This window comes from Yersinia artesiana (genome assembly GCF_902726545.1).
GTDB lineage: Bacteria > Pseudomonadota > Gammaproteobacteria > Enterobacterales > Enterobacteriaceae > Yersinia > Yersinia artesiana.
Genome location: NZ_CACVAD010000012.1, coordinates 77,123 through 102,804 on the forward strand (window position 1 = coordinate 77,123; position 25,682 = coordinate 102,804).

Here is a 25,682-nt window from a genome sequence, read left to right on the forward strand (position 1 = left end):
CCTATGGCGCTTACTAAAGCTGAAATGTCAGAACATCTATTTGAAAAGCTTGGGCTTAGCAAAAGAGATGCAAAAGATCTAGTTGAGTTATTCTTTGAAGAGGTTCGTCGTGCTCTTGAGAATGGCGAACAGGTCAAACTGTCTGGCTTTGGCAATTTTGATCTGCGAGACAAGAACCAACGTCCGGGCCGTAATCCGAAGACGGGTGAGGACATCCCTATTACGGCGCGCCGTGTGGTGACTTTCCGTCCAGGACAAAAGCTAAAAAGCCGGGTAGAGAGTGCCACTCCGAAAGAGTGAATTCTTGCAAAAACAAAAGGCCGCGCAAGCGGCCTTTTTCTTGTCTGCAATCCATTGATTTAAAATGGTTTTATTTTCCTGGTGCCCACGTTCTGACCGCCACCTGAGGTCTTGCTGCTTTTTACTATGCTCTAATTGTGAGTGTGTATTAAGCCAGACAAGAACAACCCCGCATTGCGGGGTTCCAGACTGCTGACAAACCCTAACGACTCGATCTTGCAAGGTGAGGACAGGTAGAAGAGTAAAGCGTCCGCGCCAAGGATGGCGCGGGTCGAGCCCCCAGGGAAGGGTTTACGGCGTCTTTACGATCTGCCTGTTTTCACCGTTACGGGTACTTTGTCATTAACCTCAAACCCCGCATTGCGGGGTTCCATACGCGTGGCTAGATTTCATTACCCACTTTCTGTTAACCGTATTTTCGGGCAAATTCTTCATCTGAATTGCAAAGATAAATAATAAATTCAATGAAGGCGATAATTGATGGAATGAATGTCCAGCAAAAAATGAGATATAAAAATCCCTGTCCAATCTTACCTAGATAAAACTTGTGCGCGCCGAATCCGCCAAGAAAAAACGCCAGAAGGGCCGCAACCACACGATTTCTCTCACCCGTGACTTTTTGAGTTGCACCGCAACTTGGGCAAGCTCTTGCTGATTCATGTATTTCTTTACCGCACCCACGGCAAAAAACCATGTTTGACATAATGTGTAATCCTTCTAAATTTCAAAGACAATTATAATCAGGGCACTGAATTGGCTGAGAGGTTTCAGCAAGGCACATCATCGATGTGGCCTCACAAGTCGTGCTGATTTCATTTCGTTTTTAATATGCTAACTTCAGCTCAGTGGTTTTAACACTTAACTGATTGTAATGATTAAAAGGGTAGCAATCCATCAGAAGTGATACTGAGTCAAACAAAAAGGCCCACAGGCGGCAGGCTGTTTGAAAACGCTTAAGTATCAAAATGCTAAATCAAATTGGTCATCACCCAGATACCCCGACTGAAACAGACTGCGGGGTAGGGTTGCGGTGTTATTACGGCTGGGGTGGGACAGGATTTTATCGGCTGATTGCAGCGTGCTGAAGGTACAGTTGCAAAGCAGGTTTTGCCACTGGTGGTAATTATCTAAGGTATTGACGGTTTTTATTCTGCTGAAATTGGCGAATACGTCAACGAGACTTTTGGCGACTAGTGATTACTGTAATGCATATGCGGGCCGCCGCCATGTCCGCCACCATGCGGAGGGAAGATACAGCAAGCCGATAGTGCAGAACTTAATAAAAGTACAGCCAATATGTATGTTGTACGACGCATTATATTTATCTCGCAATTTAATTATGCTACTTAAACTAGAGTGGTGATGATAATTCACTATCAAAGTAACCATTGTCAGTTGTGCGTTAAGATATGTTAGCAATAGTGCTAAATAATAAACGCTCTAAAATGACTGTATGGATTACGTAAACAGCCTGCAATGAAATTGAAAATAAGCAGTTATCCGATAGATGGACTTTATTTGCGCTGATATAAATTTAGCAACTGTTAAATAATATATTCGGATTGATATGAAAAAGATTATGCTATTACTGGGCGTCCTGTCATTAATGCCAATGATTGCGCAGGCAGATGTGTCTCTTGACATCAATGTACCCGGTGTCAGTTTACATTTAGGTGATCAAGATAAGCGTGGTTATTACTGGGATGGCTACGACTGGCGTCCACCGCAATGGTGGCACGAGCACCGAGGTGGTCATATTGGTGATCGCAATGAGCATGGTTATTACTGGGATGGCGGCCGCTGGCAGCGCCCACCGGCACAAGACGGTCATAATCCATTCCGAGGGCCGGAACATGGGAACTCGGGGCATAATAACGGTGGCTCTCATGATAATCCGCCACAACACAAAGAAAATAATGGGCATGGTCAGCAGGGCCAGAATAATGGGCCGGGTAACAGTGGCAAGCCGGGGGGCCAAAATAACCAAGGTGGCCCAAATAATAACGCAGGCCATGGAAACCAGCAGATCTATCCACCGAAAAATAATGGTTACCGTGGATAATAAATAAGCGATAACGCTAGCCTTGCCCCTGAAAACAGTGGCTGTGTTAGCGTTATTCTCCCAATAAAACATCATCTTCTTTATGCAAAAACTTCCCCTCATCCTCCGAACCTCTTACTATCAGTCATAGCAATCAATATTACACTCTGATATTTATCAGATATTTTCAGGTAAATCCTGATGCAACGACCGAGGATGTCATGCAGACCAGTCAGTTATTTACCGTACTTCAACAACGGCAACAGCAGCGTGATCACCGCTATATCAAAGGGTTGGTTGTGATATTGTTTTTTGCGTTGTTCATGAGCTTATGTGCCGGTGACATTTGGCTTTGGCCCACTCAGTGGTTTAGTGAAACCGGGCAATTGTTCGTTTGGCAGTTGCGTTTGCCACGAGCCTTGGCAGTGATGATGGTGGGGGCCAGCCTTGCTGTATCAGGGGCTGTCATGCAGGCGTTGTTTGAAAATCCATTAGCCGAACCTGGTTTGCTCGGCGTGGCAAATGGCGCGGGCGTTGCACTAGTGATGGCCGTGTTGCTCGGGCATGGATTGCTCCCTATTTGGTTTTTAAGTGCTTGCGCAATCGCAGGGGCGTTATTGATGACGATGCTTTTGCTGGGATTCGCCCGCCGACGCTTATTAACCAATGCCCGTTTATTACTGGTTGGGGTGGCATTAGGTATCGTTTGCAGCGCCATCATGACTTGGGCGGTCTATTTCAGTACCAGTCTCGACCTACGCCAATTAATGTATTGGATGATGGGCGGATTTAGTGGCATTGACTGGCGACATCAGGGGTTGGTGTTCGCACTACTGCCGATCGTCCTTTGGCTCTGCTGCCAAGGGCATGTACTTAATTTTATGTCACTGGGTGAGCAACAAGCTCAGCAATTAGGGGTTTCACTTCATCTATGGCGAAACTTATTGGTACTCGCTATTGGCTTATTAGTGGGGATTAGTGTTGCCCTGGCCGGAGTAATAAGCTTCATTGGGTTGGTTATCCCGCATATTTTGCGACTAACGGGGTTAACCGATCAGCGCCGGCTACTGGTAGGGTGCGCATTAGCCGGAGGGGGGATATTGTTATTAGCTGATATTGTTGCGCGTATCGCCTTATTCTCAGCAGAATTACCGATTGGTGTGGTGACAGCAACCTTAGGCGCGCCTCTATTTATCTGGTTGCTGACACGTATTAAAGGTGTAAAGTGATTTTCCTTACACTGACTTGTGTTCCTGTAAGTTCACCTGTTTATTATTGCTGAAATAAGGATACCCCTGATGAGTCATTCAATTTATTCCATCCCAGTAAAAACGATTGAAAGCCAATCCATTAACCTGGAAAAGTATCAAGGATCGGTTTTGCTGGTGGTCAATGTGGCTTCCCAGTGTGGCTTAACCAAGCAGTATGAAGGGTTGGAAAATCTATACAAAACTTATCAGCAGCAGGGTTTTGAAGTATTGGGTTTTCCAAGCAATGAGTTTGCCGGGCAAGAGCCTGGCAGCAATGAGGAAATTCAGGCATTCTGTCGCGGAACTTTTGGTGTCGATTTCCCGATGTTTAGCAAAATAGAAGTCAATGGCCCACAACGGCACCCCTTATACCAACATTTAATCGCGGCCAAACCTGTGGCGGTAAAACCGGAAGGAAGTGAATTCTATCAGCGCTTAGCAAGCAAAGGACGTGAACCAAAACATGCCGGTGACATTTTGTGGAACTTTGAAAAATTCTTGATTGGTCGAGACGGTACGGTTCTTGAACGTTTTGCTCCCGATATAACGCCAGAAGACCCGATTTTAGTCAATGCTATTACTCGTGCATTGGCTGCTCACTAATTTACGGATAAAAGAGTTATTTGAATGCTATTGCAACTTAGCAATGTCACTGTAGATACCCGTCTGGCACCATTTTCTACGCAGGTAACTCCTGGGTTGCAAATTCATGTGATAGGCCCGAATGGTGCAGGGAAGAGCACTGTGCTGGCGGCTTTGGCGGGGTTATTGCCTTCGGGGGGAAACATCTCACTTGCCGGGAAGGCATTACCTCTCTATTCGGGGGCTGATCTAGCGCGTCTGCGGGCCTATTTATGTCAACAGCAATCGCCTCTGACCATGATGCCGGTCTTCCAATATCTCTCGCTTTATCAACCCACAGGTGCTTCCTTGGACGCCATTGCGACTACCATTGGCTACCTCTGTGAGAGATTACGCTTAACCGATAAGTTACCTCGCATGTTGTCACAACTTTCCGGTGGCGAGTGGCAACGGGTTCGTTTGGCCGCTGTTTTTTTACAAGTTTGGCCAGATATTAATCCTGACAGCAAATTGCTGCTACTTGATGAGCCATACACTGGCCTTGATGTTGCGCAAAAAGTAGCATTGGACAGCTTATTGCGTGAGTTTTGCTCTGCTGGTCGCAGTGCAATCATCAGTGCTCATGACCTGAACCACACCTTGCAACAAGCTGATCAGGTGTGGCTAATGGCGGGTGGAAATGTGCTTGCTCAAGGGAATACCAATAAGGTGATGCGAGCCAATATACTCTCCGAAGTGTTTGAAGTTGATTTTCAAATACACAATTTTAATCGGCAGAATTGGATTATTACAAAAGATTTTTAACAGTAACATTTGTGCTTATTTGTAACTTCCCTTTCTAACTATATTTATTCATATATAGTTTCTATCCTTATATTTTTATCTCTGATAAAGACAATCAGGCCTGATATTAGTGGCGTTAGGATTGTTACTTTATTGATTTTAATGATAAAAATATAACTTCAGCCTTAAATACTTACACCTAATATTACTGCAGATAAAATCCTATCTTAAGGTTTATTTAAGGTTAGTGAACTAGACTTCATATTCAGCCAAGAGTGAGTTTATCTGAGTAGCGTTTAGTTTCCGTTAACTTACAGGGGAATATAGTTTCCCGAAGAGCCAAGTATCCTGGGAATTTTTCAATGCAGAATTTTTTGCCTTTCTCTCGTCCAGCTATTGGTCAGGACGAAATTAATGCGGTAGTGAATGTACTAGGCTCAGGTTGGATCACCACAGGCCCTCAGAATCAACAGTTGGAAACCGATTTTTGTGCAGCATTTGGCTGCAAACATGCGATTGCCGTCTGCTCTGCCACGGCGGGTATGCATATTACGCTGATGGCGTTAGGGATTGGCCCTGGTGATGAGGTGATTACGCCGTCTCAGACGTGGGTTTCAACCATTAATATGATTGTGTTGCTCGGTGCTGAACCCGTCATGGTAGATATAGACCGCGACACATTAATGGTGAATGCGGCTGATATCGAAGCAGCCATCACCGCCAAAACCAAAGCCATTATTCCGGTGCATTATGCAGGAGCACCTTGCGATCTTGATGCCTTGCGCCATATTGCTCAGCAACACAACATCCCACTGATTGAAGATGCGGCTCATGCCGTTGGTACAGGTTACGGAGAGCAGTGGGTTGGCGAGAAAGGTACTGCCATTTTCTCTTTCCACGCTATCAAGAACATTACCTGCGCTGAAGGTGGTTTAATTGCCACCGATGATGATGAACTGGCTGCCAGAGTGCGTCGGCTCAAATTTCATGGTTTGGGGGTGGATGCTTTCGATCGCCAAATTCAAGGACGTAGCCCACAGGCTGAAGTCGTCGAGCCGGGGTATAAATACAACTTATCGGATATTCACGCCGCTATTGCTGTTGTTCAACTCCAACGCTTAGCTGAAATCAATGCTCGGCGTCAGGCCCTGGTCGCTCGTTATCATCAAGCATTAGCCGATTCGCCCTTGCAACCGTTAGCGGTTCCTGATTATGCCCATCAACATGCCTGGCATCTTTTTATGGTGCGGGTTGATGAAGAGCGTTGTGGTATTGACCGCGATTCACTGATGGCACGATTGAAAGACGTAGGCATAGGTAGTGGCCTGCATTTTCGCGCAGCACATACCCAGAAATATTATCGCGAGCGCTACCCCTCTTTGCATTTACCCAATACCGAGTGGAATTCCGCCAGATTATGCACATTGCCTCTTTTCCCCGACATGCTGGACAGTGATGTTGATCGGGTAGTGGATGCATTGGCAACAATTATAGGGCCGCACCGTGTCTGAAAGTGAAAAAATAAAGAAAGTCTCAATTGTTATCCCTGTTTATAACGAGCAAGAAAGTTTGCCCGCATTAATAGAGAGAACGTCGGCGGCCTGTAAATTACTGACTCAACCCTATGAGATTATTCTGGTTGATGATGGTAGCAGTGACACTTCAGCCGAGCTTTTAACGGTGGCAGCGAATGAGCCAGAGAGTCATATCATTGCGGTTTTACTCAATCGTAATTATGGCCAGCATTCAGCCATTATGGCCGGGTTCAATCAGGTCAGTGGCGATTTGATCATTACACTTGATGCTGACTTGCAAAACCCACCGGAGGAGATCCCACGGCTGGTGAGTGTCGCTGAAGAGGGCTATGACGTGGTGGGCACTGTGCGCGCGAATCGTCAAGATTCGTTATTCCGCAAAACAGCTTCCCGCATGATCAATATGATGATTCAACGTGCTACGGGGAAATCAATGGGCGATTATGGTTGCATGCTACGCGCCTATCGCCGCCATATTGTTGAAGCAATGTTACACTGTCACGAACGCAGTACCTTTATTCCTATTCTGGCAAATACATTTGCCCGCCGCACGACAGAGATTACCGTTCATCACGCAGAACGTGAGTTTGGTGATTCAAAATACAGCCTGATGAAACTCATCAATCTGATGTATGACTTGATTACTTGCCTAACAACAACACCATTACGTTTATTAAGTCTGGTTGGCAGTGTCATTGCGCTTTCTGGTTTCACTCTTGCCGTGTTGTTAGTGGCTTTACGCTTAGTATTTGGCCCTGAATGGGCCGGCGGCGGCGTCTTTACGCTATTTGCCGTGTTATTTATGTTCATTGGTGCCCAGTTTGTTGGTATGGGGTTACTCGGTGAATATATCGGTCGTATCTATAACGATGTCCGTGCGCGTCCGCGTTATTTCATACAGAAAGTGGTCAGCGCTGAGCAGACCGAAAATAATCAGGAAGTAGAAAAATGAAAGCGATTGTATTTGCCTATCACGATATTGGTTGTGTCGGTCTGAAAGCCCTTGCTGATGCTGGTTATGATATTCAGGCGGTATTTACCCATACTGACTCTCCCAACGAGAATCGCTTTTTCTCTTCTGTGGCCAGAGTGGCTGCGGAGCTAGAGCTTCCGGTATTTGCGCCAGAAGATGTTAACCATCCGCTGTGGATTGAGCGCATTCAGCAGTTACAGCCCGATATTATTTTCTCTTTCTATTATCGCCATATGCTGTGTGATGACATTTTGTCCTCGGCTCCGCGTGGAGGGTTCAATTTACATGGGTCCTTATTACCAAAATACCGCGGGAGAGCGCCGATTAACTGGGTTTTGGTTAATGGTGAGACGCAAACTGGTGTGACCTTGCACCAAATGGTGAAAAAAGCCGATGCCGGGCCGATTGTCGGGCAGCATAAGGTCATGATTTGTGCAGAAGATACCGCGTTAACACTGCATACAAAAATGCGCGATGCGGCTCAAGAGTTGCTGTGTGACTTACTGCCTAAAATGAAAAATACCTCATTGCCTCTAATGCCGCAAAAAGAAGCGGAAGCAAGCTATTTTGGTCGTCGCACGGCGGATGATGGTGCGATTCATTGGCACAAATCAGCCTCGGCAATCAACAATCTGGTACGAGCAGTGACTGAACCTTATCCCGGTGCATTCAGTTACCTTGGGCAACGCAAATTGATCATCTGGCGTTCACGGCCACTCACTATTGCCCATGGCAAGCTACCGGGTACGGTATTATCCACAGCGCCATTAGTGGTGGCTTGTGGCGAAGGTGCATTGGAGATTGTTACTGGGCAAGACGAAGGGGGGCTATATGTCCAGGGTAACCGTCTGGCACAGGAAATGGGAATTGTCACTGATATCCGTCTGGGCAATAAACCAAGCCAGAAACTGAAAAGGCGCACACGTGTATTGATCTTAGGCGTAAACGGTTTCATTGGTAACCATTTAACTGAGCGCTTGTTACAGGATGATCGCTATGAAGTTTATGGTTTAGACATCGGTTCTGATGCCATCTGCCGTTTTCTGGATAACCCTAATTTCCATTTTGTTGAGGGTGACATCAGTATTCATTCCGAATGGATTGAATACCACATTAAAAAATGTGACGTTATCTTGCCCTTGGTGGCTATTGCGACCCCCATCGAATACACCCGAAATCCACTGCGTGTTTTCGAATTGGATTTTGAAGAAAACCTAAAAATTGTTCGTGATTGTGTTAAATACAATAAGCGTATTATCTTCCCATCTACGTCCGAAGTGTATGGTATGTGTGACGATAAAGAGTTCGATGAGGATAGTTCGCGGCTTATTGTTGGGCCAATCAATAAACAGCGTTGGATTTACTCGGTCTCCAAACAATTGTTGGATCGTGTTATTTGGGCTTATGGCGCGAAAGAAAACCTGAAATTTACATTGTTCCGTCCATTCAATTGGATGGGGCCACGGTTGGATAACCTTGATGCCGCTCGTATTGGGAGTTCCCGTGCCATTACACAGCTCATTTTAAATCTGGTCGAAGGTTCGCCAATTAAACTTGTCGATGGTGGGGAGCAAAAACGCTGCTTTACAGATATTCATGATGGTATCGAAGCACTGTTCCGTATTATTGAAAACCGTGATGGCGCTTGTGATGGTCAGATAATTAATATTGGTAACCCGACGAATGAAGCCAGCATTCGCGAATTGGCAGAAATGCTATTACGGTGTTTTGAAAAACATGAATTACGCCATAACTTCCCGCCGTTTGCTGGATTTAAGGATATTGAAAGCAGTGCATATTATGGTAAAGGCTATCAGGATGTAGAATACCGCACACCCAGTATCCGCAATGCGCGCCGCATTCTACAGTGGCAGCCGGAAATTGCTTTGGAGCAAACAGTCACGGAAACTTTAGATTTCTTCCTACGTGGCGTTGTACTTGAGCAAAATAAAACCGCGAAGGATGAGCATCACCTATGAAGCAAGTTGGCCTGAGGATTGATGTAGATACCTACCGAGGAACAAAGGAAGGTGTGCCATCATTGCTTGCTGTACTGGAAAAATATGATATTAGTGCCAGTTTTTTTTTCAGTGTCGGGCCGGATAATATGGGGCGGCATTTATGGCGCCTTTTCCGTCCTCGTTTTTTGTGGAAAATGCTGCGTTCTAATGCTGCCTCGCTTTATGGTTGGGATATATTGCTAGCCGGTACCGCCTGGCCAGGTAAGCAAATTGCCAAAGACTTTGGCCCACTGATGAAGGCAACATTGCAGGCCGGTCATGAAGTGGGGTTACATGCCTGGGACCATCAGGGCTGGCAAGCTAAAGTCGCAACCTGGTCAGAACAGCAATTAACCGAGCAGGTACAATTGGGCATTGATGCATTACAAAATAGCATTCAGCAACCAGTGACCTGTTCTGCGGCGGCGGGCTGGCGTGCTGATGAACGTGTTCTGGCGGTTAAGCAGTTGTTCTCATTCAGCTATAACAGTGATTGTCGCGGAACCCATCCTTTTCGCCCACTATTGCCTGATGGCCGTCTTGGTAGCGTGCAAATTCCCGTTACGTTACCGACTTACGACGAAGTTGTTGGTAGCGAAGTTCGAGCCGAAGATTTTAATAATTTTATTTTGAACGCCATCTCCCATGACCATGGTGTGCCGGTTTATACCATTCATGCAGAAGTCGAAGGAATGTCGCAGGCATTAATGTTCGAACAATTATTAGTCATGGCGAAAGAGCGCGGTATTCAATTTTGTGCTCTTGGCTCGTTATTGCCCGAAAATTTAGATTCACTCCCTATGGGTAAAGTCGTGCGTGCAGCCTTTCCTGGAAGGGAAGGTTGGTTAGGGTGTCAGGTAGAATTAAAGGATGCACAATGAGGCTATTAAAAGGCAGTTACGCAGTGCTGTTGGCGCTGTTTTTTGCTTTGGTTTATCTGTTACCTATTAATAGTCGTTTATTATGGCAACCGGACGAAACACGATACGCTGAAATAAGCCGGGAAATGTTACAGCGCGGTGACTGGGTAGTCCCGCATTTGCTGGGGATTCGTTATTTTGAAAAGCCTATCGCGGGCTATTGGTTTAATAATATTAGCCAGTGGATCTTTGGTGATACTAATTTCGCCGTAAGATTCGGTTCAATATTTAGCACCGCCCTGAGTGCAGTATTAGTTTATTGGCTGGCAATGTTATTATGGCGTAATCGTTCCACCTCATTTTTAGCAGCATTAATTTACCTCTCTATGCTGCTGGTATTCAGTATTGGCACTTATGCCGTACTGGATCCGATGATTTCATTGTGGCTAACCGCTTCAATGGTCTGTTTTTATCTCACGCTGCGAGCAGAAACGGCAAAACAAAAAGCAGGGGCCTATCTTCTGCTCGGTTTAGCTTGCGGTATGGGTTTTATGACCAAGGGTTTTTTGGCCTTAGCGGTACCGGTTATTTCGGTATTGCCGATTGTCATTCAGCAAAAAAGAGTAAAAGATCTCATTATTTTTGGCCCAATAGCCATTGTAGGGGCCGTGATATTGAGCTTGCCTTGGGCATTAGCGATTGCTCAGCGCGAACCTGACTTTTGGCATTATTTTTTCTGGGTTGAACATATTCAGCGTTTTGCCGAGAAAGATGCTCAACATAAAGCTCCTGGTTGGTATTACTTGCCTATTTTATGCCTTGGTGTCTTGCCGTGGTTGGGACTATTACCAGGGGCCTTACTTAAAGGATGGCGTGAACGGATTGCCAGGCCGGAGTTATTTTTTTTACTCAGTTGGGTATTAATGCCGCTGATTTTCTTCAGCGTCGCCAAAGGCAAGCTTCCGACATATATCCTACCCTGTATGGCACCGTTATCTTTATTAATGGCAGCATACGCCACCGATTGTGCTTATAATATGCACATGCGCGCACTGAAAATTAATGGTGCGATTAACCTTATTTTTGGATTTATTTGTGCGCTGGCTATTTTAGTTATTGGTATGGGGTGGGTCGGGCATTTTGTGGCTTATGGGCCACAAGAGCATCAAAAAGTTATTCTTGCGGTACTTGCTTTTGCTGGGTGGGGCATAGTCGGTTTTGCGACAGTGCGGAATAATGCTCGTCATTGGCGTTGGGCTGCTGCATGTCCGTTGTTATTTATATTGCTCGTTGGCTATTTGATTCCACAACAAGTCATCGACTCCAAACAGCCACAAAATTTTATTCAGCGTAATTTTGATGAACTCAATAGCAGCCGTTATGTGGCGACAGACAGTGTAGGTGTCGCAGCTGGATTAGCGTGGGAGTTGAAACGTAGCGATATTTTGATGTTCAGCGAGAAGGGTGAGTTATTTTACGGGCTGAGTTATGCCGACAGTGGAGATCACTACATAAGTGCACAAGATTTTAGCGACTGGCTGGCACATGCAAGGCAACAAGGGAATGTATCGCTGGTAATTCAATTATCCCGTAATGAAAAAATACCGGATAGTCTGCCAGCCGCGGATAAGGTTAACCTGATGAATCGTCTGGCACTGTTGTGGTACAAGAAAACACCATGACAAACTACCTGCTATTGATAATGGTGAGTTTATTGACTTGTGCGGGGCAGTTATGTCAGAAGCAAGCCGTGCAATGTTGGACGCTGCCTCAAGAAGAACGATTGGCTCCAACATTGCGCTGGCTTATTAGTGCCGCTTTATTACTCGGTTTGGGGATGTTGTTGTGGCTAGGTTTACTGCAACATTTACCTTTGAGTGTCGCTTATCCAATCCTCAGTTTTAATTTCGTGCTGGTGACCTTGGCGGCCCAATTTTTTTATGGTGAGAAAGCGACTTCCCGCCATTGGATAGGAATTGCTTCCATTATGTTTGGCATTCTTTTGATTAGTTGGCATCTATGAAAGGGTATTGCTGGGGAATAGGAAGTGTCGTGCTGGTGACCGTTGCCCAATTAATACTCAAGTGGGGCATGATGAATACGCCATTAATGTCATTGGGCGATATTAATGGGCCATTCTTTATCAATCATCTGCCACAATTTATTGCTGTTATTTGTGGATTGGCAGGATATGCCTTATCAATGTTGTGCTGGTTTTTTGCTCTAAGATATTTGCCGCTTAATCGTGCATATCCACTATTAAGCCTCAGCTATGCGTTGGTCTATCTGGGCGCGGTTTCTTTGCCGTGGTTCAGCGAGTCAGCAACTTTACTGAAAACATTAGGGGCTGGCTTTATTCTGTTGGGAATATGGTTGATTAATACCAAACCAATCGAAAGAGATTAGTCTGGTTGCTGAGATCTCCAAATTAAGGGGGATAGTGCCGTTGGGGTTACGGTGGCACTATCCATAAGAAAGCCCTTAGGCACGATAAGCCCTTTACTCATTGAGCCATTAATAGCTATTATCCGCCTGAATCAAATCTATTATCTCATTCATATAACTTGTCTTTTCCAAACTCGATAGCTAAATTAGCCATACAGATGTCGTTCATTAGCGCATAGCTAATTGTTTGGTGAATTGGCAAAGCCTTACCTTTGGTGAATTATCGATGCGGATACGTTTCTGGATCTTTCTAATCAGCATGATCCTCGCGGGGTGTAGCAGCCATGCCCCGACACCAAGTGGTCACCTGTCTGATTCTATTGTGGTAGTGGCAAAACTGAATGAACAATTGCGTCAATGGGAAGGCACACCCTATCGGAATGGTGGGCTGGATCAACGCGGTGTAGATTGTTCTGGTTTTGTATATCGCACATTCCGCGATCGTTTTGATATGCAATTACCCCGTACTACTGTCGCGCAAACCACTTTAGGCACAAAAGTCTCCCGTGATGAACTCATGCCGGGTGATCTTGTCTTCTTCAAAACCGGCAGTGGCCAGAATGGGCTGCACGTTGGCATTTACGATACCAATGATGAATTCATTCATGCCTCAACGAGTAAAGGTGTGATTCGCTCATCACTCGACAATGTTTACTGGAAACGGGTGTATTGGCAAGCACGGCGAATGTGAACATGGAATTGAATCAATAGGCCGAACCTAAAGATATCTATGCTGGTTATGTTATCTTAGTGACTGCTTATTTTGGTTCGGAGCCGCGTTTATGTCATCCCTTCGGTTATTCATTTCTGATTCTTATGATCCCTGGTTCAATCTGGCGGTGGAAGAGTGTATTTTCCGCCAAATGTCGCCGGATCAACGGGTTCTGTTTCTATGGCGTAATGCAAATACCGTGGTGATCGGCCGCGCTCAGAATCCTTGGAAAGAGTGTAATACCCGGCGTATGGAGCAAGATGGCGTGAAGTTGGCTCGGCGTAGTAGTGGCGGCGGGGCGGTATTCCATGATCTAGGCAATACCTGTTTTACCTTTATGGCCGGTAAACCAGAGTACGATAAAACGGTATCAACTCAAATTATTCTGAATGCTTTGGCATCGCTTGGTATTCAGGCGACGGCATCGGGTCGGAATGACTTGGTGGTGGTGAAGGATGATGGTGAGCGCAAAGTTTCCGGCTCCGCTTATAAAGAAACCAAAGATCGTGGTTTTCATCATGGGACGTTATTGCTCAATGCTGACCTCAATCGCCTTGCGGATTACCTCAATCCCGACCCGAAAAAGCTGCAAGCCAAAGGCATCACGTCAGTACGGTCGCGTGTGACTAACCTGGTTGAACTGTTACCGGGAATTAACCACGAAAAAATCTGTGCTGCTGTTGAGCAGGCGTTCTTCAATTATTACGATGAAAAAGTTCCCGCTGAAATCATCTCGCCACAAGCATTGCCAGACTTACCCGGTTTCGCCGAACAATTCGCTAAGCAAAGTAGTTGGGAGTGGAACTTTGGTCAGGCGCCTGCGTTTAGCCATCTTGTCGATACTCGCTTTGTCTGGGGCGGCATTGAACTACATTTTGATGTGTTGCACGGTGCCATTGACCGCTGCCAAATATTTACTGACAGCTTAAATCCAGCTCCGCTGGAAGCACTTGCTGAACGATTACAAGGGGTGGAATATCGTCCTGCTGCTATTGATGCGGTTTGTTTGCAATTAAGCGGTGATTTTCCTGAATCACAAGCTGAATTGTTGCAAGTTCGCCATTGGTTGGCGGAGGTCATGCGCTAATGGGTATGAATGATAACTCACCACAATTTAGTCACAGCTATGGGCAGCAATTGAGTGGTTTTTATACGCATTTGCAGCCGACACCGCTAAAAGGGGCGCGCCTGCTCTATCACAGCGAGCCGCTTGCCAGGGAACTGGAACTTGATAGCAGTTGGTTCAGTGGCCCGAAAGCCGCAGTATGGGCAGGTGAAATGCTGTTGCCGGGTATGGAACCTTTGGCACAAGTGTATAGCGGGCACCAGTTTGGTCAGTGGGCTGGGCAACTTGGCGATGGGCGCGGCATTTTACTGGGGGAACAAAAACTCAGTGATGGTCGCCATATGGACTGGCATTTGAAAGGTGCCGGTTTAACACCTTATTCCCGTATGGGGGATGGGCGTGCGGTATTGCGCTCCGTGGTGCGCGAATTTTTGGCCTCTGAAGCACTGCACCATTTAGGGGTTCCTACCAGCCGTGCGTTGACGATAGTGACCAGCGACCATCCGGTTTATCGCGAACAAGCAGAGAGGGGGGCTATGCTTTTGCGTGTGGCTGAAAGCCATGTGCGTTTTGGTCATTTCGAGCATTTTTACTACCGACAGCAACCGGCCCAAGTCAAACAACTCGCTGATTATATTATCGCACGGCACTGGCCGCAGTGGGTCGGGCAAGAGGAGTGTTACTTGCTATGGTTTACTGATGTGGTTAAGCGCACGGCGCGGTTAATGGCGCATTGGCAAACCATCGGTTTTGCGCATGGTGTGATGAATACCGACAATATGTCGATACTTGGCATTACCATGGATTATGGCCCATTCGGTTTTCTGGATGATTATGTGCCCGGTTATATCTGCAATCACTCCGACCACCAAGGGCGTTATGCTTTCGATAATCAGCCTGCGGTTGCGCTATGGAATCTGCATCGGCTGGGGCAAGCCCTGTCCGGTTTACTCTCAACGGCGCAATTACAACAGGCGCTGGAAGCTTATGAACCAGAGTTAATGGTGGCTTACGGTCAGCAAATGCGCGCTAAATTAGGATTTTCCGAGCGTGATAGTCAGGATAATGATTTATTGACCGGGTTATTGAGTTTGATGATCAAAGAAGGGCGAGATTATACCCGAACCTTCCGCTGGTTAAGTGAAGTGGAGATACACTCCGCGTCATCGCCGTTGCGAGATGATTTTATCGACAGAGCGTCTTTTGACAGTTGGTATCGCCGTTATCGGGCACGTTTGCAGCAAGAGCAAATTGATGATGCGCAGCGTCAGCAAGCTATGAAAGCGGCGAATCCTAAATATATATTACGCAATTACTTGGCGCAGCTTGCCATTGACCATGCAGAAAAAGATGATATTCAGCCGTTACAGCGTTTACATCAGGCTTTGCAGCAACCTTTTGCCGATCAACCTGAATTCAATGACTTAGCGGCATTGCCACCGGATTGGGGGAAACATCTGGAAATTTCTTGCTCCAGTTAATCGGTATGAGGGGCGGGATTTGTGTCCCCGCCGCCATCACTCTTCAGCGCGTCTTCACATCAGTTTGATTCAGCCGCCGCACGCAGTTGCTTAAGAACATCTGGGGTCTGTAAGCCAAACCCCAGCAAGGCAATATCATCCAGCACCAGCAGCCGTTTTTGCTTACCCGCCGGTGTGAGAGCCAGTCCCGGCAACCGCCAGACATTCTCTACCCCCTGGAGTGATGTCACACCATGGGTGGTCACGATGAGTAAATCAGGGGCACTGTCGATAATCCCTTCTTGTGATAGCGGGCGATATCCACTGAATTCCTCAATTGCATTTTTAAGCCCTGCCGCCTTGAACATGCTATCAGCAGCGGTATCTAAACCCGCAGCCAACGGGGGAATCCCAGCATGAATCATGACAAACAATGCTTTCACCGGTAGCGGGCTTGATACCACCGTAGCCAACTGTTGTTGATAATGCTGTATCAACTGCTGGCCTTTTTCTTCCTGACTGACTGTGGTGGCAATCAACCGTATCTTATCGATTACGGCTTGCGGCGATTTATCGGCGGGTACATAGATAAGCTTGGCCCCGTACGCCGTCACTTGTCTCAGTACCCTTGATGGCTCGGCGCGTTTACTGCTTAAAATCAAGGTAGGTTTTAAAGCCAGGATACCTTCAGCATTGAGCAGGCGCATATAGCCCACATCAGGTAGCGCTTTCAATGCCTCAGGGTTCAGGCTGGTGCTATCCCGCCCCACGATAAGGTCACCGACACCGAGTGCATAGGTGATTCCAGAGACATCGCCGCCAATGGTCACAATGCGCGGTGTAGCAATACCATTCATTGAAATAACAAATGCAAGTGAAATGACAAATCTCAATGCCGCGCCCCATTTATTCATACCGCGCGCTCTATGGGGGGCAACTCAGCCAGTTGCTGATGCCATTGAGTTTGCTCCGGCTGGCCTTCGCTGCGCTGACCAAAGATTTGCAAGATATGCTTCCCGTGCTCATCAAGTAGTTCCAGGCTTGAGACAAAACCGTCCTTGGTTGGTTTGCGTGTTACCCAACTTTCTGCGATGGCCTGCTGGTTTAGCTGCAAATTAAAGCGCGGGTGACTTACGTTAACCCACTGACTTTCCGAGGATTGCTGCTCCGCTGAGGTTGCAAATTGTTCAATAGTACCGGTGAATATCTGCATACAGCCATTGTTACCCACGAACAGCATAATTTCATTCTGACCGGCTTGTGCTGCCTTGAGTATGTGTATTACAGCTTGATTATCGACTTGATACGCCAGGTCATCGTCAACCGCGCGAAAGGCTTGTTGACGGCTAATGTTATGGCGTTTTAGTAACATAAAAAATTGATGAATATCATTCATTTTGCGCCATTCGGTATCAATGATGGAACCGTCGATAGCTGACTCGTTGTTGGGCTGTTCCCCGACAGGCGTTAATTCCAGCGCAGGATTATCGCTCATGCGATATTTTGCGACCAATGCCTGCCAGGCAACCTGATTTGTCTCTGTTGTGCAATAGATTTGATGAATGGCATTGCCTTGAAAATCAAAACATTGAATGCTTAATTGTTCACCCTGTGCTGTGGTTTCGCGCAGGCTGAAAACAGAGCTCCAGTGGCGGAAAAACAGTCTTAAATCCAGTGCGCGCGGGTTAAGGAGTAACCCCAGATGACCATGCTGCCGTAGGTTTCGATACTCGCCCATCTGCTGGTGTACTGCATGTGGGTTGGAGGTCACCGAGCAAGTGACGCCAACAGTTGCCAACTCAGTCAACAACAGGGGGGCACTGATATCCAGCCGCTCGGCATCTTCCCCCACACGGGCATAGGCCAATTCCGCCTCACTGATATTGAGCCTTTGTGCGAAATCCCGCGAGGTCAATTCTGGATGAGCTTGCTTCGTGTTGATGTATTGTTGAGGCAGTGTCATTTCCATTTATTTATTCCTTTATCATGTAGTGCCATAGCGGGTGTGCGATGGCAGGGTTCCATAGAGCCATTTAATTATGATTATTTTTTAACCTATCACCACAATCAGGCAGATGAAATATCACCACTGGTAGCTGATCAGTAACTTGGCATTACGTCCGTCTTGTGGGATTGCTTGTGGTGAGTAATAGGCTTTATTAAAGGCGTTACCCAGTACCGCGGTGGTGGTGACGCTTTTGAACCTACCTTGCCCGCGATAGCTGAGATAAAAATCATGCACGGTATAACCGGCTTGCGGTTTATTGGGTTGGCGTGATGAGTTTTGGGCATCGTTATCTTTCATGAATTTAGTATTTTCTGCCATGGTGACTATCCAGCCGGTGCTCAACCCACTGTTAGCAACAGGCACATTCAGCCTGCTGGTGACCGTGTCGGGGTTGATGCTGTTGATAAATTTGCGGGTATCAAGGTTGATGCCACGGGTGCGGTTATAGACCAGACTCCAGTCAAACCAATTGTTTTGGTATTCCAGTGAGGCATCCCAGCCCCAACTTTTGCTGCGCGGGATATTGATATAAGTTGAGTAGCCGATGAAGCTGGAGGTAACTTCAGTGGTAATACGATCTTTGGCATCAATATGAAAATAACTGGCTTTCAATTTCATTGAATCGCTGTCTGCCAACAGATCATCGAATTGAAAACCAAAACCGGCTTCACGAGTGACGTTATGTTCTGGCTTTAAATTTGGGTTTGGCCTCCAATAATTAAATGCAAAATGGTTTGAATTGTTATAAAGCTCCGCCAATGTCGGGGTGCGGAATGCCTGACTGTAGGCACCAAATAACATCAGCCAATCAGTGGGATTGACGGTGACCGCACCGCGCGATGACCAATTTTTAGCCTCTCTATCTGCAAAGCCCTCACGGCTGTTTTTATAGCGGTCAAAACGCGTACCCGCTAGCAAAGTGACTGGCAGGTCACGTAAGGTCAGCTCATTTTGCAGCCAACCGGCGGAGAAACTGATTTCAGCAGGTGGAAAACTGCGAATAACGCCTTTGGGAATTTGCTGTTGCTGGTAGCTTTCAACACCGTAAGTTAATAGATGAGCCGCCGGGCTATGGGTAAGCAGTTGGCTGCGATTTTCCAGTTTTATCCCACGGGTAACCTGTTTGCGGCTACCGTAACCTTCACTACGCACATCATCGCTGACATTAATTTCGGTGTAGTAAAGCTGGGCGGTGGCATCCAGCCAATCAAGGTGTTGCGGTTGCAGGCGATAGGTCAGCTCAGCATCACGTTGCATGGTGGAACGATTCATCATCGGGTTGATATTCATCTTTGGATTCGGCGCACTCTGATTGGCCATGCGGGGTTCCAGGGCGCGGTTATTAAAATAGCGCAGGGCAGTAGTTAACGATTGGCTGTCAGAAAGGTAGGCGGTGGTCTTAAGCATCAGGTTGTTGATAGCTTCAGCGTTCGGTGCCTCAGAGCCATTGCCGTGATAAATATTGCCAACCTTTCGTTTACTGAATGCAAAGATGCCATCCAAATCCTCTGTGCGGCCAAACACTGACATCCCCAAGCCAGTGCTGTGATAACCCGTAGCACCGAAGCCACTGACACGAAATCCGAAATTTTGATCTTTTGCCAGTAAATCAGCAGCATCAACGGTCTGGTAGGCAATAACGCCCCCCAAGGCTCCGCTACCAAATAGTGAGGTTGATGGGCTGCGAATAACACTGACTTTTTTTATTAACGCGGGATCAAGGAAGGTACCATTAAAATGCACGCCTTTAATTCCCTGACGAATACCATCAATGAGTATCAGTACGCCATATTGATCATAACCTCTGATATTGACGTTCTGCCCATTGGTACGGCCGGCCCCGGTAACCGTGACCCCTGGTATGTGTTGTAGCATTTCACCGGCAGTGGTGGCGGTTTGCTTTTGTGGCATCGAAGCATCAATGACGGTCAGAACTCCGGGGTGTTTGAAACTGTCGGATGCAGTACGAGTGCCAGTTACCTTTAGTGTGTCATGATGATCCTGCGAAGGGGAACTGGCGATGGCTATCGACGGCAGCGCCAAAGTCATAGCCAGACTGCATGAAGATAAACGAAAAAAACGAGGCATAAACAGCTCTCCATATATTGTTTAATATAATCAATGGATTGCTGGCTGCCTGAGTAGTGAGCGTTAGGTGGCTGGCGTCGGGGCAATGGTTTTTAATCAGGGGCTGATTCCGATTATTTAGTCAGTATCAGTTTCCCTGCTTTGGTCTGGCGTAAGTAATAAAGTTGGCCCTGGTGATTGATGACGACAACTTCATGTTGTCCAAGCAATTGTTGGCTGTTAATACAGGAAAGTGGCAAAGAGGAAAGTGTCTGGTCGATTGCGTGTTGAGTTCGATCTGTTGCTTTATACATAAGATACTTTCTTTGAGTTGATATCATGATCAAGTTGATAATGATTATCATCCCCATATGGAATTGATTTCAACCCTCAACTCAATTAGTTGTTATTCCAATCTCTTGTTTTTCATTAGTCATTTGTATGCTGAATCATTTGGGCAGGAATAAGGCGAGGAGGTGTGAATGGAAGTGGTTTGATGCATTTAGCTCAGTGATGGAATAGGCCGTTAGCGAAAAGCCACGCCATCACTGATTTTAAATGAAGTTAATACTAGTTAAACCGGCTGCTGACAGCATCCGCCAGTAAACTGAGCAACTGTTCAGTATCCGCCCAATTCAGGCAAGGATCAGTAATGGATTGCCCATAGGTTAGTGGCTGACCCGCAACAATTTTCTGTGTGCCTTCAACCAGGAAACTTTCTGCCATCACCCCGACGATAGCGGTGGATCCCGCGCGGATCTGCTGACCGATGTCAGCGGCGACCTCTAACTGACGACGATGCATCTTCTGGCAATTGCCGTGGCTGAAATCTACCACCAGATGTTCGGGTAAATCAAATTCACGCAAGCTATCACAAGCTGCGGCGATGTCAGATGCACCATAATTTGGTGTCTTTCCGCCGCGCATAATGATATGCCCATGTGGATTGCCACTGGTTTGATAAATCGTCATTTGACCGGTTTTGTCCGGTGATAAAAACATATGACTGGCTTGTGCCGCACGGATAGCATCAATAGCAATGCGGGTATTACCGTCGGTGCCATTTTTGAAACCAACCGGGCAGGAGAGGGCTGAGGCCATTTCACGATGGATCTGGCTTTCAGTCGTCCGCGCGCCAATCGCGCCCCAACTAATCAGGTCGGCAATATATTGGCCGGTCACCATATCGAGGAATTCGGTAGCGGTAGGCAGACCTAACTCATTAACCGCCAATAGCAACCGGCGCGCCATTTCAATCCCCAAATTGACCTGACATGAGCCATCAAGCGCGGGATCTGAAATCAACCCTTTCCAGCCCACCACGGTACGCGGCTTTTCGAAATAGGTGCGCATGACGATTTCAAGACGATCCTGGTAGCGAATACGTAATACATTCAATCGCTTTGCATAATCGATTGCAGCATCCAGGTCGTGAATCGAACAAGGGCCGACGACCACCAGCAGGCGCGAATCTTCACCGGTGAGTATTTTTTCAATTCGTTTACGTGACGCTGTCACGTTATCAGCGACAGCCTCGGAAATCGGTAACTTTTCTGCCAATTGTTGTGGCGTCACTAAGCTATCGATGCGCGCGGTCCGCAGTTCATCAGTTTTGTGCATGAAAATTCTCTAAATCTGTTCTTCTCTGCGGCAGGAATACCGGGAAGTGATGGCGATCACAATAAACCAAAAATAGATGAATTCAACTGCTCGCGTCATGATTCATAGAAATTTTGATGAAATAAGCCTTAATTATCACTCTTGGAAATGTTTATACCCAAGTAATCAGAGTCGCAGGTAGGCAGCAAGCCAACCCCTGCGACTCAAGGACGAAAGGGATAATCAGAACATCCGCCGACTCATGCCCAAAATATCGAGAATTTTGGTCGAGATCTCTTCAACGGAGTAGTTGGTAGAATTCAGATAGCGAATCTGGTGCTTACGAAACAGGGCTTCTACTTCGCCGACTTCCATGCGGCATTGGCGCAGCGACGCGTAGCGACTATTTTCACGGCGCTCTTCTCGAATAGCCGCCAGTCGCTCAGGATTAATTGTTAAGCCAAACAACTTATGCTGAAAGGGCTTCAGCGCAGCAGGAAGTTGCAGGTTATCCATGTCATCGGCGATAAAAGGGTAATTGGCCGCACGAATACCAAATTGCATAGCCAGATACAGGCTGGTTGGGGTTTTGCCGCAGCGGGAAACGCCCAATAAAATCACCTGAGCCTGGTCGAGGTTACGCAGAGAAATACCGTCATCATGCGCTAATGCATAATCAATGGCGGCGATGCGCGCGTCATATTTACCCAGATTGCTTTCGGTTAAACCGTGGGTGCGATTGAGTACCGGTTGTGGGGAGACGCCCAGTTCACCCTGAAGTGGGGCCACCAGTGCTTGCACGATATCCTGACAGAATCCTTCACTATGCTGAATGAGTTCCCGAACTTCAGGGCTGATTATTGAATAGAAAACCAACGGCCTGACACCGGTTTCGCGGTATATTGTATTAATCTTTTCACACACTTCTTGAGCACGCGCCGCACTTTCGACAAACGGCAGCGTGAAAGTCGTCGCTTTAACTGGAAACTGAGATAAAACGGCATGACCGAGCACTTCGGCCGTGATGGCCGTCCCATCTGAAATATAAAAAACGCTTCTTTCCACGCTGACTCCTGAGTCATTTTCTGGCCGATTTATACCACTGCTTAACCCCATCAGTGTGCCTTATTCGGCTTATCGGTAAAGGGTTTGCTGTCAGAATAGCCTGAAAAACATTTTTCTTGTTGGGTTGATCGATTCACCTGTCTATGGGCTATGGATGATTGTGCTAGTCTGAAATGTACCTTTCGTCATTGACACCGCAGCTAACTCAGCAGCGACGTCGATGACTTTGGCTAGATGTACCCTACTGATCGTCCGTAATTAATGACAATGTAAAAAGGATTGTTTCGATGTCCAACAATGGCCTAAATCTGTGTAATGTGCTTTGGTACAACCAGCTTGGCATGCACGATGTTGAAAGGGTTGGCGGCAAAAATGCCTCCCTGGGTGAAATGATAACCCATCTTTCTGAACTGGGTGTTTCGGTGCCCAATGGTTTTGCCACCACCGCTCAGGCGTTTAACGATTTTCTGGAGCAAAGCGGCGTTAATAACCGCATTTATCAACTGTTGGATCAAACCGATGTTGATGATATTGCGGCGTTAGCTAAAGCCGGCGCGCAGATTCGTCAATGGGTGATTGAAACGCCATTCCATCCCGAGTTCGAACAATCAATTCACGATGCTTATCAGCAGTTAGCGGATGATCCACAAGCGTCATTTGCCGTGCGTTCTTCAGCGACTGCCGAAGATATGCCGGATGCCTCTTTTGCCGGGCAGCAGGAAACCTTCCTCAATGTGCAAGGCATTGATGCGGTGATGATTGCCATCAAGCATGTCTTCGCCTCACTGTTTAATGATCGAGCCATTTCTTATCGTGTGCATCAGGGGTACGACCATCGCGGCGTAGCGCTGTCTGCGGGGGTTCAGCGCATGGTGCGCTCAGATCTCGCCGCATCGGGTGTCATGTTCACCATCGATACCGAATCGGGTTTTGATCAAGTGGTCTTTATCACTGCGGCCCATGGTTTGGGTGAAATGGTGGTGCAGGGCGCGGTAAATCCTGACGAATTTTATGTACATAAACCCACGCTGCGTAAGGGAAAACCCGCGATAGTCCGCCGCAATATGGGGTCGAAAAAAATTCGTATGGTCTATGCCGAAAACCAGGACCACGGTAAACAAGTCCGAATTGAAGATGTGCCAGAAGCACAACGCAATCGTTTCGCCCTCAGTGATGATGAAGTTGAAGCTCTGGCCCATCAGGCTTTATTGATTGAAGAACACTATGGCCGCCCGATGGATATCGAATGGGCGAAAGACGGCCATACCGGTAAGCTGTTTATCGTGCAGGCACGTCCGGAAACCGTGCGTTCCAACGAACAGGTGATGGAACGCTATCAGCTCAATAATCAAAGTAATGTGCTGGTGGAAGGCCGTGCTATCGGGCATCGCATTGGCGCAGGGCCAGTCAAGGTCATTCATGATATTAGCGAGATGGATAGAATTCAGGCCGGTGATGTGCTGGTAACAGACATGACTGACCCTGATTGGGAACCTATCATGAAAAAGGCATCGGCTATCGTCACTAACCGTGGTGGGCGAACCTGTCATGCCGCCATTATTGCGCGTGAGTTGGGCATTCCGGCGGTAGTGGGGTGTGGTAATGCCACTGATATTCTGAAAGAAGGGCAGAATGTGACGGTTTCCTGTGCTGAAGGGGATACCGGCTATGTTTATCATGAGTTGCTCGACTTCTCTATTCAAAGCTCACAGGTGACAGAATTACCTGATTTGCCTTTGAAAATTATGATGAATGTCGGCAATCCGGATCGGGCTTTTGATTTTGCCCGCTTGCCGAATGAAGGTGTTGGGTTGGCGCGGTTAGAATTTATCATCAACCGCATGATTGGGGTGCATCCTAAAGCACTGTTGGAGCTTGATACTCAGCCGCCTGCGATTCAAGCAGAGATCAAAGCGTTAATGAATGGTTATGACGACCCGGTTGAGTTTTATGTCGGCCGTTTGACCGAAGGAATTTCTACTCTGGGTGCGGCATTTTGGCCTAAGCGTGTGATTGTGCGCTTGTCAGATTTTAAATCTAATGAGTATGCCAATTTGGTCGGCGGAGAAGCCTATGAACCCCATGAAGAGAACCCGATGCTGGGCTTCCGTGGGGCGGGGCGTTATGTCGCAGACAGCTTCCGTGACTGCTTTGCATTGGAGTGTGAGGCGGTTAAGCGGGTCCGCAATGTGATGGGTCTGACCAACGTTGAGGTGATGGTGCCTTTCGTGCGGACAGTGGAGCAGGCTGAAGCGGTCGTGGCTGAACTCGCTCGGCAGGGGCTTAAACGTGGCGAAAATGGCCTGAAAATCATTATGATGTGCGAAATCCCATCTAATGCTTTATTAGCTGATCAATTCCTTGAGCATTTCGACGGTTTCTCCATCGGTTCTAATGATATGACTCAGCTAACACTGGGGCTGGACCGGGACTCTGGTGTGGTGTCTGAGTTGTTTGATGAGCGTAATGACGCCGTTAAAGCATTGCTATCAATGGCTATTCAGGCCGCTAAACGTCAGGGGAAATATGTCGGGATTTGCGGGCAAGGCCCTTCAGATCATGAGGATTTTGCGTTATGGCTGATGGAACAAGGGATTGACAGTTTGTCTCTTAATCCAGATACCGTGGTGCAAACCTGGTTGAGCCTGGCACAACAGACCAAACACTGATAGATAGCACTTTCGCCAATATATTTATTATCCGCAGCTTAGGTTGCGGATTTTTTTTGTTCTTTCTGGTGGCTATGCTGGTCATTGAGGTGATTCAGGGAAATGGACATGGCTAATACAGACGCTATTCTAATTACACAGAATATAATAAAAAAAAGGCCCGTCTTAGGTGACAGGCAAAGACTACACACAGCATTGCGTGTATACCCGTCATACTTCAAGCTGCATGTGCGTTGGCCGCCTTCCTGCAACTCGAATTATTTAGGG

General features: G+C 47.1%; 23 protein-coding genes. 16 read left to right on the forward strand and 7 right to left on the reverse strand.

Annotated features, from left to right (window positions below):
* The first annotated feature begins 3 nt into the window (after positions 1 to 3).
* Positions 4 to 300, forward strand: coding sequence for an integration host factor subunit alpha (ihfA, locus tag HU019_RS05790; protein WP_002211830.1), 297 nt, complete (start codon positions 4 to 6; stop codon positions 298 to 300).
* Positions 301 to 706: 406 nt separating this feature from the next.
* Here the strand turns inward: ihfA and HU019_RS05795 are convergent, their stop codons facing one another.
* Entirely contained in the window at positions 707 to 1,003 is a 297-nt protein-coding gene (locus HU019_RS05795; protein ID WP_174847589.1) for a TM2 domain-containing protein, read from the reverse strand.
* 864 nt (positions 1,004 to 1,867) lie between these two features.
* On the opposite strand from HU019_RS05795, the gene HU019_RS05800 reads away from it, so the two are divergent.
* The 14 genes from HU019_RS05800 (at position 1,868) to HU019_RS05865 (ending at position 16,028) form a co-directional block, all read left to right on the forward strand.
* Entirely contained in the window at positions 1,868 to 2,362 is a 495-nt protein-coding gene (locus HU019_RS05800) for a DUF2502 domain-containing protein (RefSeq protein ID WP_174847590.1), read from the forward strand.
* Between the two features lie 200 nt (positions 2,363 to 2,562).
* Positions 2,563 to 3,570 carry a vitamin B12 ABC transporter permease BtuC gene (btuC, locus tag HU019_RS05805; protein ID WP_174847591.1) on the forward strand — a complete coding sequence of 336 codons (1,008 nt, stop codon included), beginning with the start codon at positions 2,563 to 2,565 and terminating at the stop codon, positions 3,568 to 3,570.
* A 69-nt stretch (positions 3,571 to 3,639) separates the two neighbouring features.
* Positions 3,640 to 4,194 carry a glutathione peroxidase gene (locus HU019_RS05810; RefSeq protein ID WP_174847592.1) on the forward strand — a complete coding sequence of 185 codons (555 nt, stop codon included), beginning with the start codon at positions 3,640 to 3,642 and terminating at the stop codon, positions 4,192 to 4,194.
* 24 nt (positions 4,195 to 4,218) lie between these two features.
* Positions 4,219 to 4,977 carry a vitamin B12 ABC transporter ATP-binding protein BtuD gene (gene btuD / locus HU019_RS05815; RefSeq protein WP_174847593.1) on the forward strand — a complete coding sequence of 253 codons (759 nt, stop codon included), beginning with the start codon at positions 4,219 to 4,221 and terminating at the stop codon, positions 4,975 to 4,977.
* A gap of 341 nt (positions 4,978 to 5,318) precedes the next feature.
* Complete coding sequence (gene arnB, locus HU019_RS05820) at positions 5,319 to 6,467, forward strand: UDP-4-amino-4-deoxy-L-arabinose aminotransferase (RefSeq protein ID WP_174847594.1); 1,149 nt, start codon at positions 5,319 to 5,321, stop codon at positions 6,465 to 6,467.
* Positions 6,460 to 7,443: an undecaprenyl-phosphate 4-deoxy-4-formamido-L-arabinose transferase gene (gene arnC, locus HU019_RS05825; RefSeq protein WP_174847595.1), complete on the forward strand. Its 984-nt coding sequence runs from the start codon at positions 6,460 to 6,462 to the stop codon at positions 7,441 to 7,443. Before arnB ends, arnC begins: the two co-directional genes overlap by 8 nt.
* Entirely contained in the window at positions 7,440 to 9,443 is a 2,004-nt protein-coding gene (arnA, locus tag HU019_RS05830; protein WP_174847596.1) for a bifunctional UDP-4-amino-4-deoxy-L-arabinose formyltransferase/UDP-glucuronic acid oxidase ArnA, read from the forward strand. The genes arnC and arnA overlap by 4 nt, the downstream gene beginning before the upstream one ends.
* Positions 9,440 to 10,345, forward strand: coding sequence for a 4-deoxy-4-formamido-L-arabinose-phosphoundecaprenol deformylase (gene arnD / locus HU019_RS05835; protein WP_174847597.1), 906 nt, complete (start codon positions 9,440 to 9,442; stop codon positions 10,343 to 10,345). The genes arnA and arnD overlap by 4 nt, the downstream gene beginning before the upstream one ends.
* Positions 10,342 to 12,006, forward strand: coding sequence for a lipid IV(A) 4-amino-4-deoxy-L-arabinosyltransferase (gene arnT / locus HU019_RS05840; RefSeq protein ID WP_174847598.1), 1,665 nt, complete (start codon positions 10,342 to 10,344; stop codon positions 12,004 to 12,006). Before arnD ends, arnT begins: the two co-directional genes overlap by 4 nt.
* Positions 12,003 to 12,347: a 4-amino-4-deoxy-L-arabinose-phosphoundecaprenol flippase subunit ArnE gene (gene arnE, locus HU019_RS05845; protein ID WP_174847599.1), complete on the forward strand. Its 345-nt coding sequence runs from the start codon at positions 12,003 to 12,005 to the stop codon at positions 12,345 to 12,347. Before arnT ends, arnE begins: the two co-directional genes overlap by 4 nt.
* On the forward strand, positions 12,344 to 12,730 hold the full coding sequence (gene arnF, locus HU019_RS05850) for a 4-amino-4-deoxy-L-arabinose-phosphoundecaprenol flippase subunit ArnF (protein ID WP_174847600.1): 387 nt from the start codon (positions 12,344 to 12,346) through the stop codon (positions 12,728 to 12,730). The genes arnE and arnF overlap by 4 nt, the downstream gene beginning before the upstream one ends.
* Positions 12,731 to 12,995: 265 nt before the next feature.
* A complete protein-coding gene (locus HU019_RS05855; protein ID WP_050077595.1) occupies positions 12,996 to 13,460 on the forward strand; it encodes an NlpC/P60 family protein in 465 nt (154 codons plus the stop codon).
* A 91-nt stretch (positions 13,461 to 13,551) separates the two neighbouring features.
* Entirely contained in the window at positions 13,552 to 14,568 is a 1,017-nt protein-coding gene (locus HU019_RS05860; RefSeq protein WP_174847601.1) for a lipoate--protein ligase A, read from the forward strand.
* Positions 14,568 to 16,028, forward strand: a complete 1,461-nt coding sequence (locus HU019_RS05865) for a protein adenylyltransferase SelO (RefSeq protein ID WP_174847602.1) — start codon at positions 14,568 to 14,570, stop codon at positions 16,026 to 16,028. The genes HU019_RS05860 and HU019_RS05865 overlap by 1 nt, the downstream gene beginning before the upstream one ends.
* Before the next feature lie 59 nt (positions 16,029 to 16,087).
* Here HU019_RS05865 and HU019_RS05870 read toward each other — a convergent pair whose 3' ends face one another.
* From HU019_RS05870 to ppsR, 6 genes are all read right to left on the reverse strand, one after another.
* Positions 16,088 to 16,921 carry a heme/hemin ABC transporter substrate-binding protein gene (locus HU019_RS05870; protein ID WP_174847603.1) on the reverse strand — a complete coding sequence of 278 codons (834 nt, stop codon included), beginning with the start codon at positions 16,919 to 16,921 and terminating at the stop codon, positions 16,088 to 16,090.
* Positions 16,918 to 17,976, reverse strand: coding sequence for a hemin-degrading factor (locus HU019_RS05875; RefSeq protein ID WP_174847604.1), 1,059 nt, complete (start codon positions 17,974 to 17,976; stop codon positions 16,918 to 16,920). Before HU019_RS05875 ends, HU019_RS05870 begins: the two co-directional genes overlap by 4 nt.
* Before the next feature lie 114 nt (positions 17,977 to 18,090).
* Positions 18,091 to 20,103 (reverse strand): TonB-dependent hemoglobin/transferrin/lactoferrin family receptor, encoded by a 2,013-nt coding sequence (locus HU019_RS05880; protein WP_174847605.1) that lies wholly within the window; start codon positions 20,101 to 20,103, stop codon positions 18,091 to 18,093.
* A gap of 113 nt (positions 20,104 to 20,216) precedes the next feature.
* Positions 20,217 to 20,396 (reverse strand): hemin uptake protein HemP, encoded by a 180-nt coding sequence (gene hemP / locus HU019_RS05885; protein ID WP_174847606.1) that lies wholly within the window; start codon positions 20,394 to 20,396, stop codon positions 20,217 to 20,219.
* 256 nt (positions 20,397 to 20,652) lie between these two features.
* On the reverse strand, positions 20,653 to 21,702 hold the full coding sequence (locus HU019_RS05890; RefSeq protein ID WP_019079312.1) for a 3-deoxy-7-phosphoheptulonate synthase: 1,050 nt from the start codon (positions 21,700 to 21,702) through the stop codon (positions 20,653 to 20,655).
* 222 nt (positions 21,703 to 21,924) lie between these two features.
* A complete protein-coding gene (ppsR, locus tag HU019_RS05895) occupies positions 21,925 to 22,746 on the reverse strand; it encodes a posphoenolpyruvate synthetase regulatory kinase/phosphorylase PpsR (protein WP_174847607.1) in 822 nt (273 codons plus the stop codon).
* A 287-nt stretch (positions 22,747 to 23,033) separates the two neighbouring features.
* Here ppsR and ppsA point away from each other — a divergent pair, with 287 nt between their 5' ends.
* The gene (gene ppsA / locus HU019_RS05900) at positions 23,034 to 25,415 is read left to right on the forward strand and encodes a phosphoenolpyruvate synthase (RefSeq protein ID WP_174847608.1); all 2,382 of its coding nucleotides are present in this window, start codon (positions 23,034 to 23,036) and stop codon (positions 25,413 to 25,415) included.
* The last annotated feature ends 267 nt before the right edge of the window (positions 25,416 to 25,682 follow it).

Excerpts from the sequence above, each read along its gene's own strand:
- ihfA (WP_002211830.1), top strand. The coding sequence starts at position 4 with ATGGCGCTTACTAAAGCTGAAATGTCAGAACATCTATTTGAAAAGCTT.
- HU019_RS05795 (WP_174847589.1), bottom strand. The coding sequence starts at position 1,003 with ATGTCAAACATGGTTTTTTGCCGTGGGTGCGGTAAAGAAATACATGAA.
- HU019_RS05800 (WP_174847590.1), top strand. The coding sequence starts at position 1,868 with ATGAAAAAGATTATGCTATTACTGGGCGTCCTGTCATTAATGCCAATG.
- btuC (WP_174847591.1), top strand. The coding sequence starts at position 2,563 with ATGCAGACCAGTCAGTTATTTACCGTACTTCAACAACGGCAACAGCAG.
- HU019_RS05810 (WP_174847592.1), top strand. The coding sequence starts at position 3,640 with ATGAGTCATTCAATTTATTCCATCCCAGTAAAAACGATTGAAAGCCAA.
- btuD (WP_174847593.1), top strand. The coding sequence starts at position 4,219 with ATGCTATTGCAACTTAGCAATGTCACTGTAGATACCCGTCTGGCACCA.
- arnB (WP_174847594.1), top strand. The coding sequence starts at position 5,319 with ATGCAGAATTTTTTGCCTTTCTCTCGTCCAGCTATTGGTCAGGACGAA.
- arnA (WP_174847596.1), top strand. The coding sequence starts at position 7,440 with ATGAAAGCGATTGTATTTGCCTATCACGATATTGGTTGTGTCGGTCTG.
- arnD (WP_174847597.1), top strand. The coding sequence starts at position 9,440 with ATGAAGCAAGTTGGCCTGAGGATTGATGTAGATACCTACCGAGGAACA.
- arnT (WP_174847598.1), top strand. The coding sequence starts at position 10,342 with ATGAGGCTATTAAAAGGCAGTTACGCAGTGCTGTTGGCGCTGTTTTTT.
- arnE (WP_174847599.1), top strand. The coding sequence starts at position 12,003 with ATGACAAACTACCTGCTATTGATAATGGTGAGTTTATTGACTTGTGCG.
- arnF (WP_174847600.1), top strand. The coding sequence starts at position 12,344 with ATGAAAGGGTATTGCTGGGGAATAGGAAGTGTCGTGCTGGTGACCGTT.
- HU019_RS05855 (WP_050077595.1), top strand. The coding sequence starts at position 12,996 with ATGCGGATACGTTTCTGGATCTTTCTAATCAGCATGATCCTCGCGGGG.
- HU019_RS05860 (WP_174847601.1), top strand. The coding sequence starts at position 13,552 with ATGTCATCCCTTCGGTTATTCATTTCTGATTCTTATGATCCCTGGTTC.
- HU019_RS05865 (WP_174847602.1), top strand. The coding sequence starts at position 14,568 with ATGGGTATGAATGATAACTCACCACAATTTAGTCACAGCTATGGGCAG.
- HU019_RS05870 (WP_174847603.1), bottom strand. The coding sequence starts at position 16,921 with ATGAATAAATGGGGCGCGGCATTGAGATTTGTCATTTCACTTGCATTT.
- HU019_RS05875 (WP_174847604.1), bottom strand. The coding sequence starts at position 17,976 with ATGGAAATGACACTGCCTCAACAATACATCAACACGAAGCAAGCTCAT.
- HU019_RS05880 (WP_174847605.1), bottom strand. The coding sequence starts at position 20,103 with ATGCCTCGTTTTTTTCGTTTATCTTCATGCAGTCTGGCTATGACTTTG.
- hemP (WP_174847606.1), bottom strand. The coding sequence starts at position 20,396 with ATGTATAAAGCAACAGATCGAACTCAACACGCAATCGACCAGACACTT.
- HU019_RS05890 (WP_019079312.1), bottom strand. The coding sequence starts at position 21,702 with ATGCACAAAACTGATGAACTGCGGACCGCGCGCATCGATAGCTTAGTG.
- ppsA (WP_174847608.1), top strand. The coding sequence starts at position 23,034 with ATGTCCAACAATGGCCTAAATCTGTGTAATGTGCTTTGGTACAACCAG.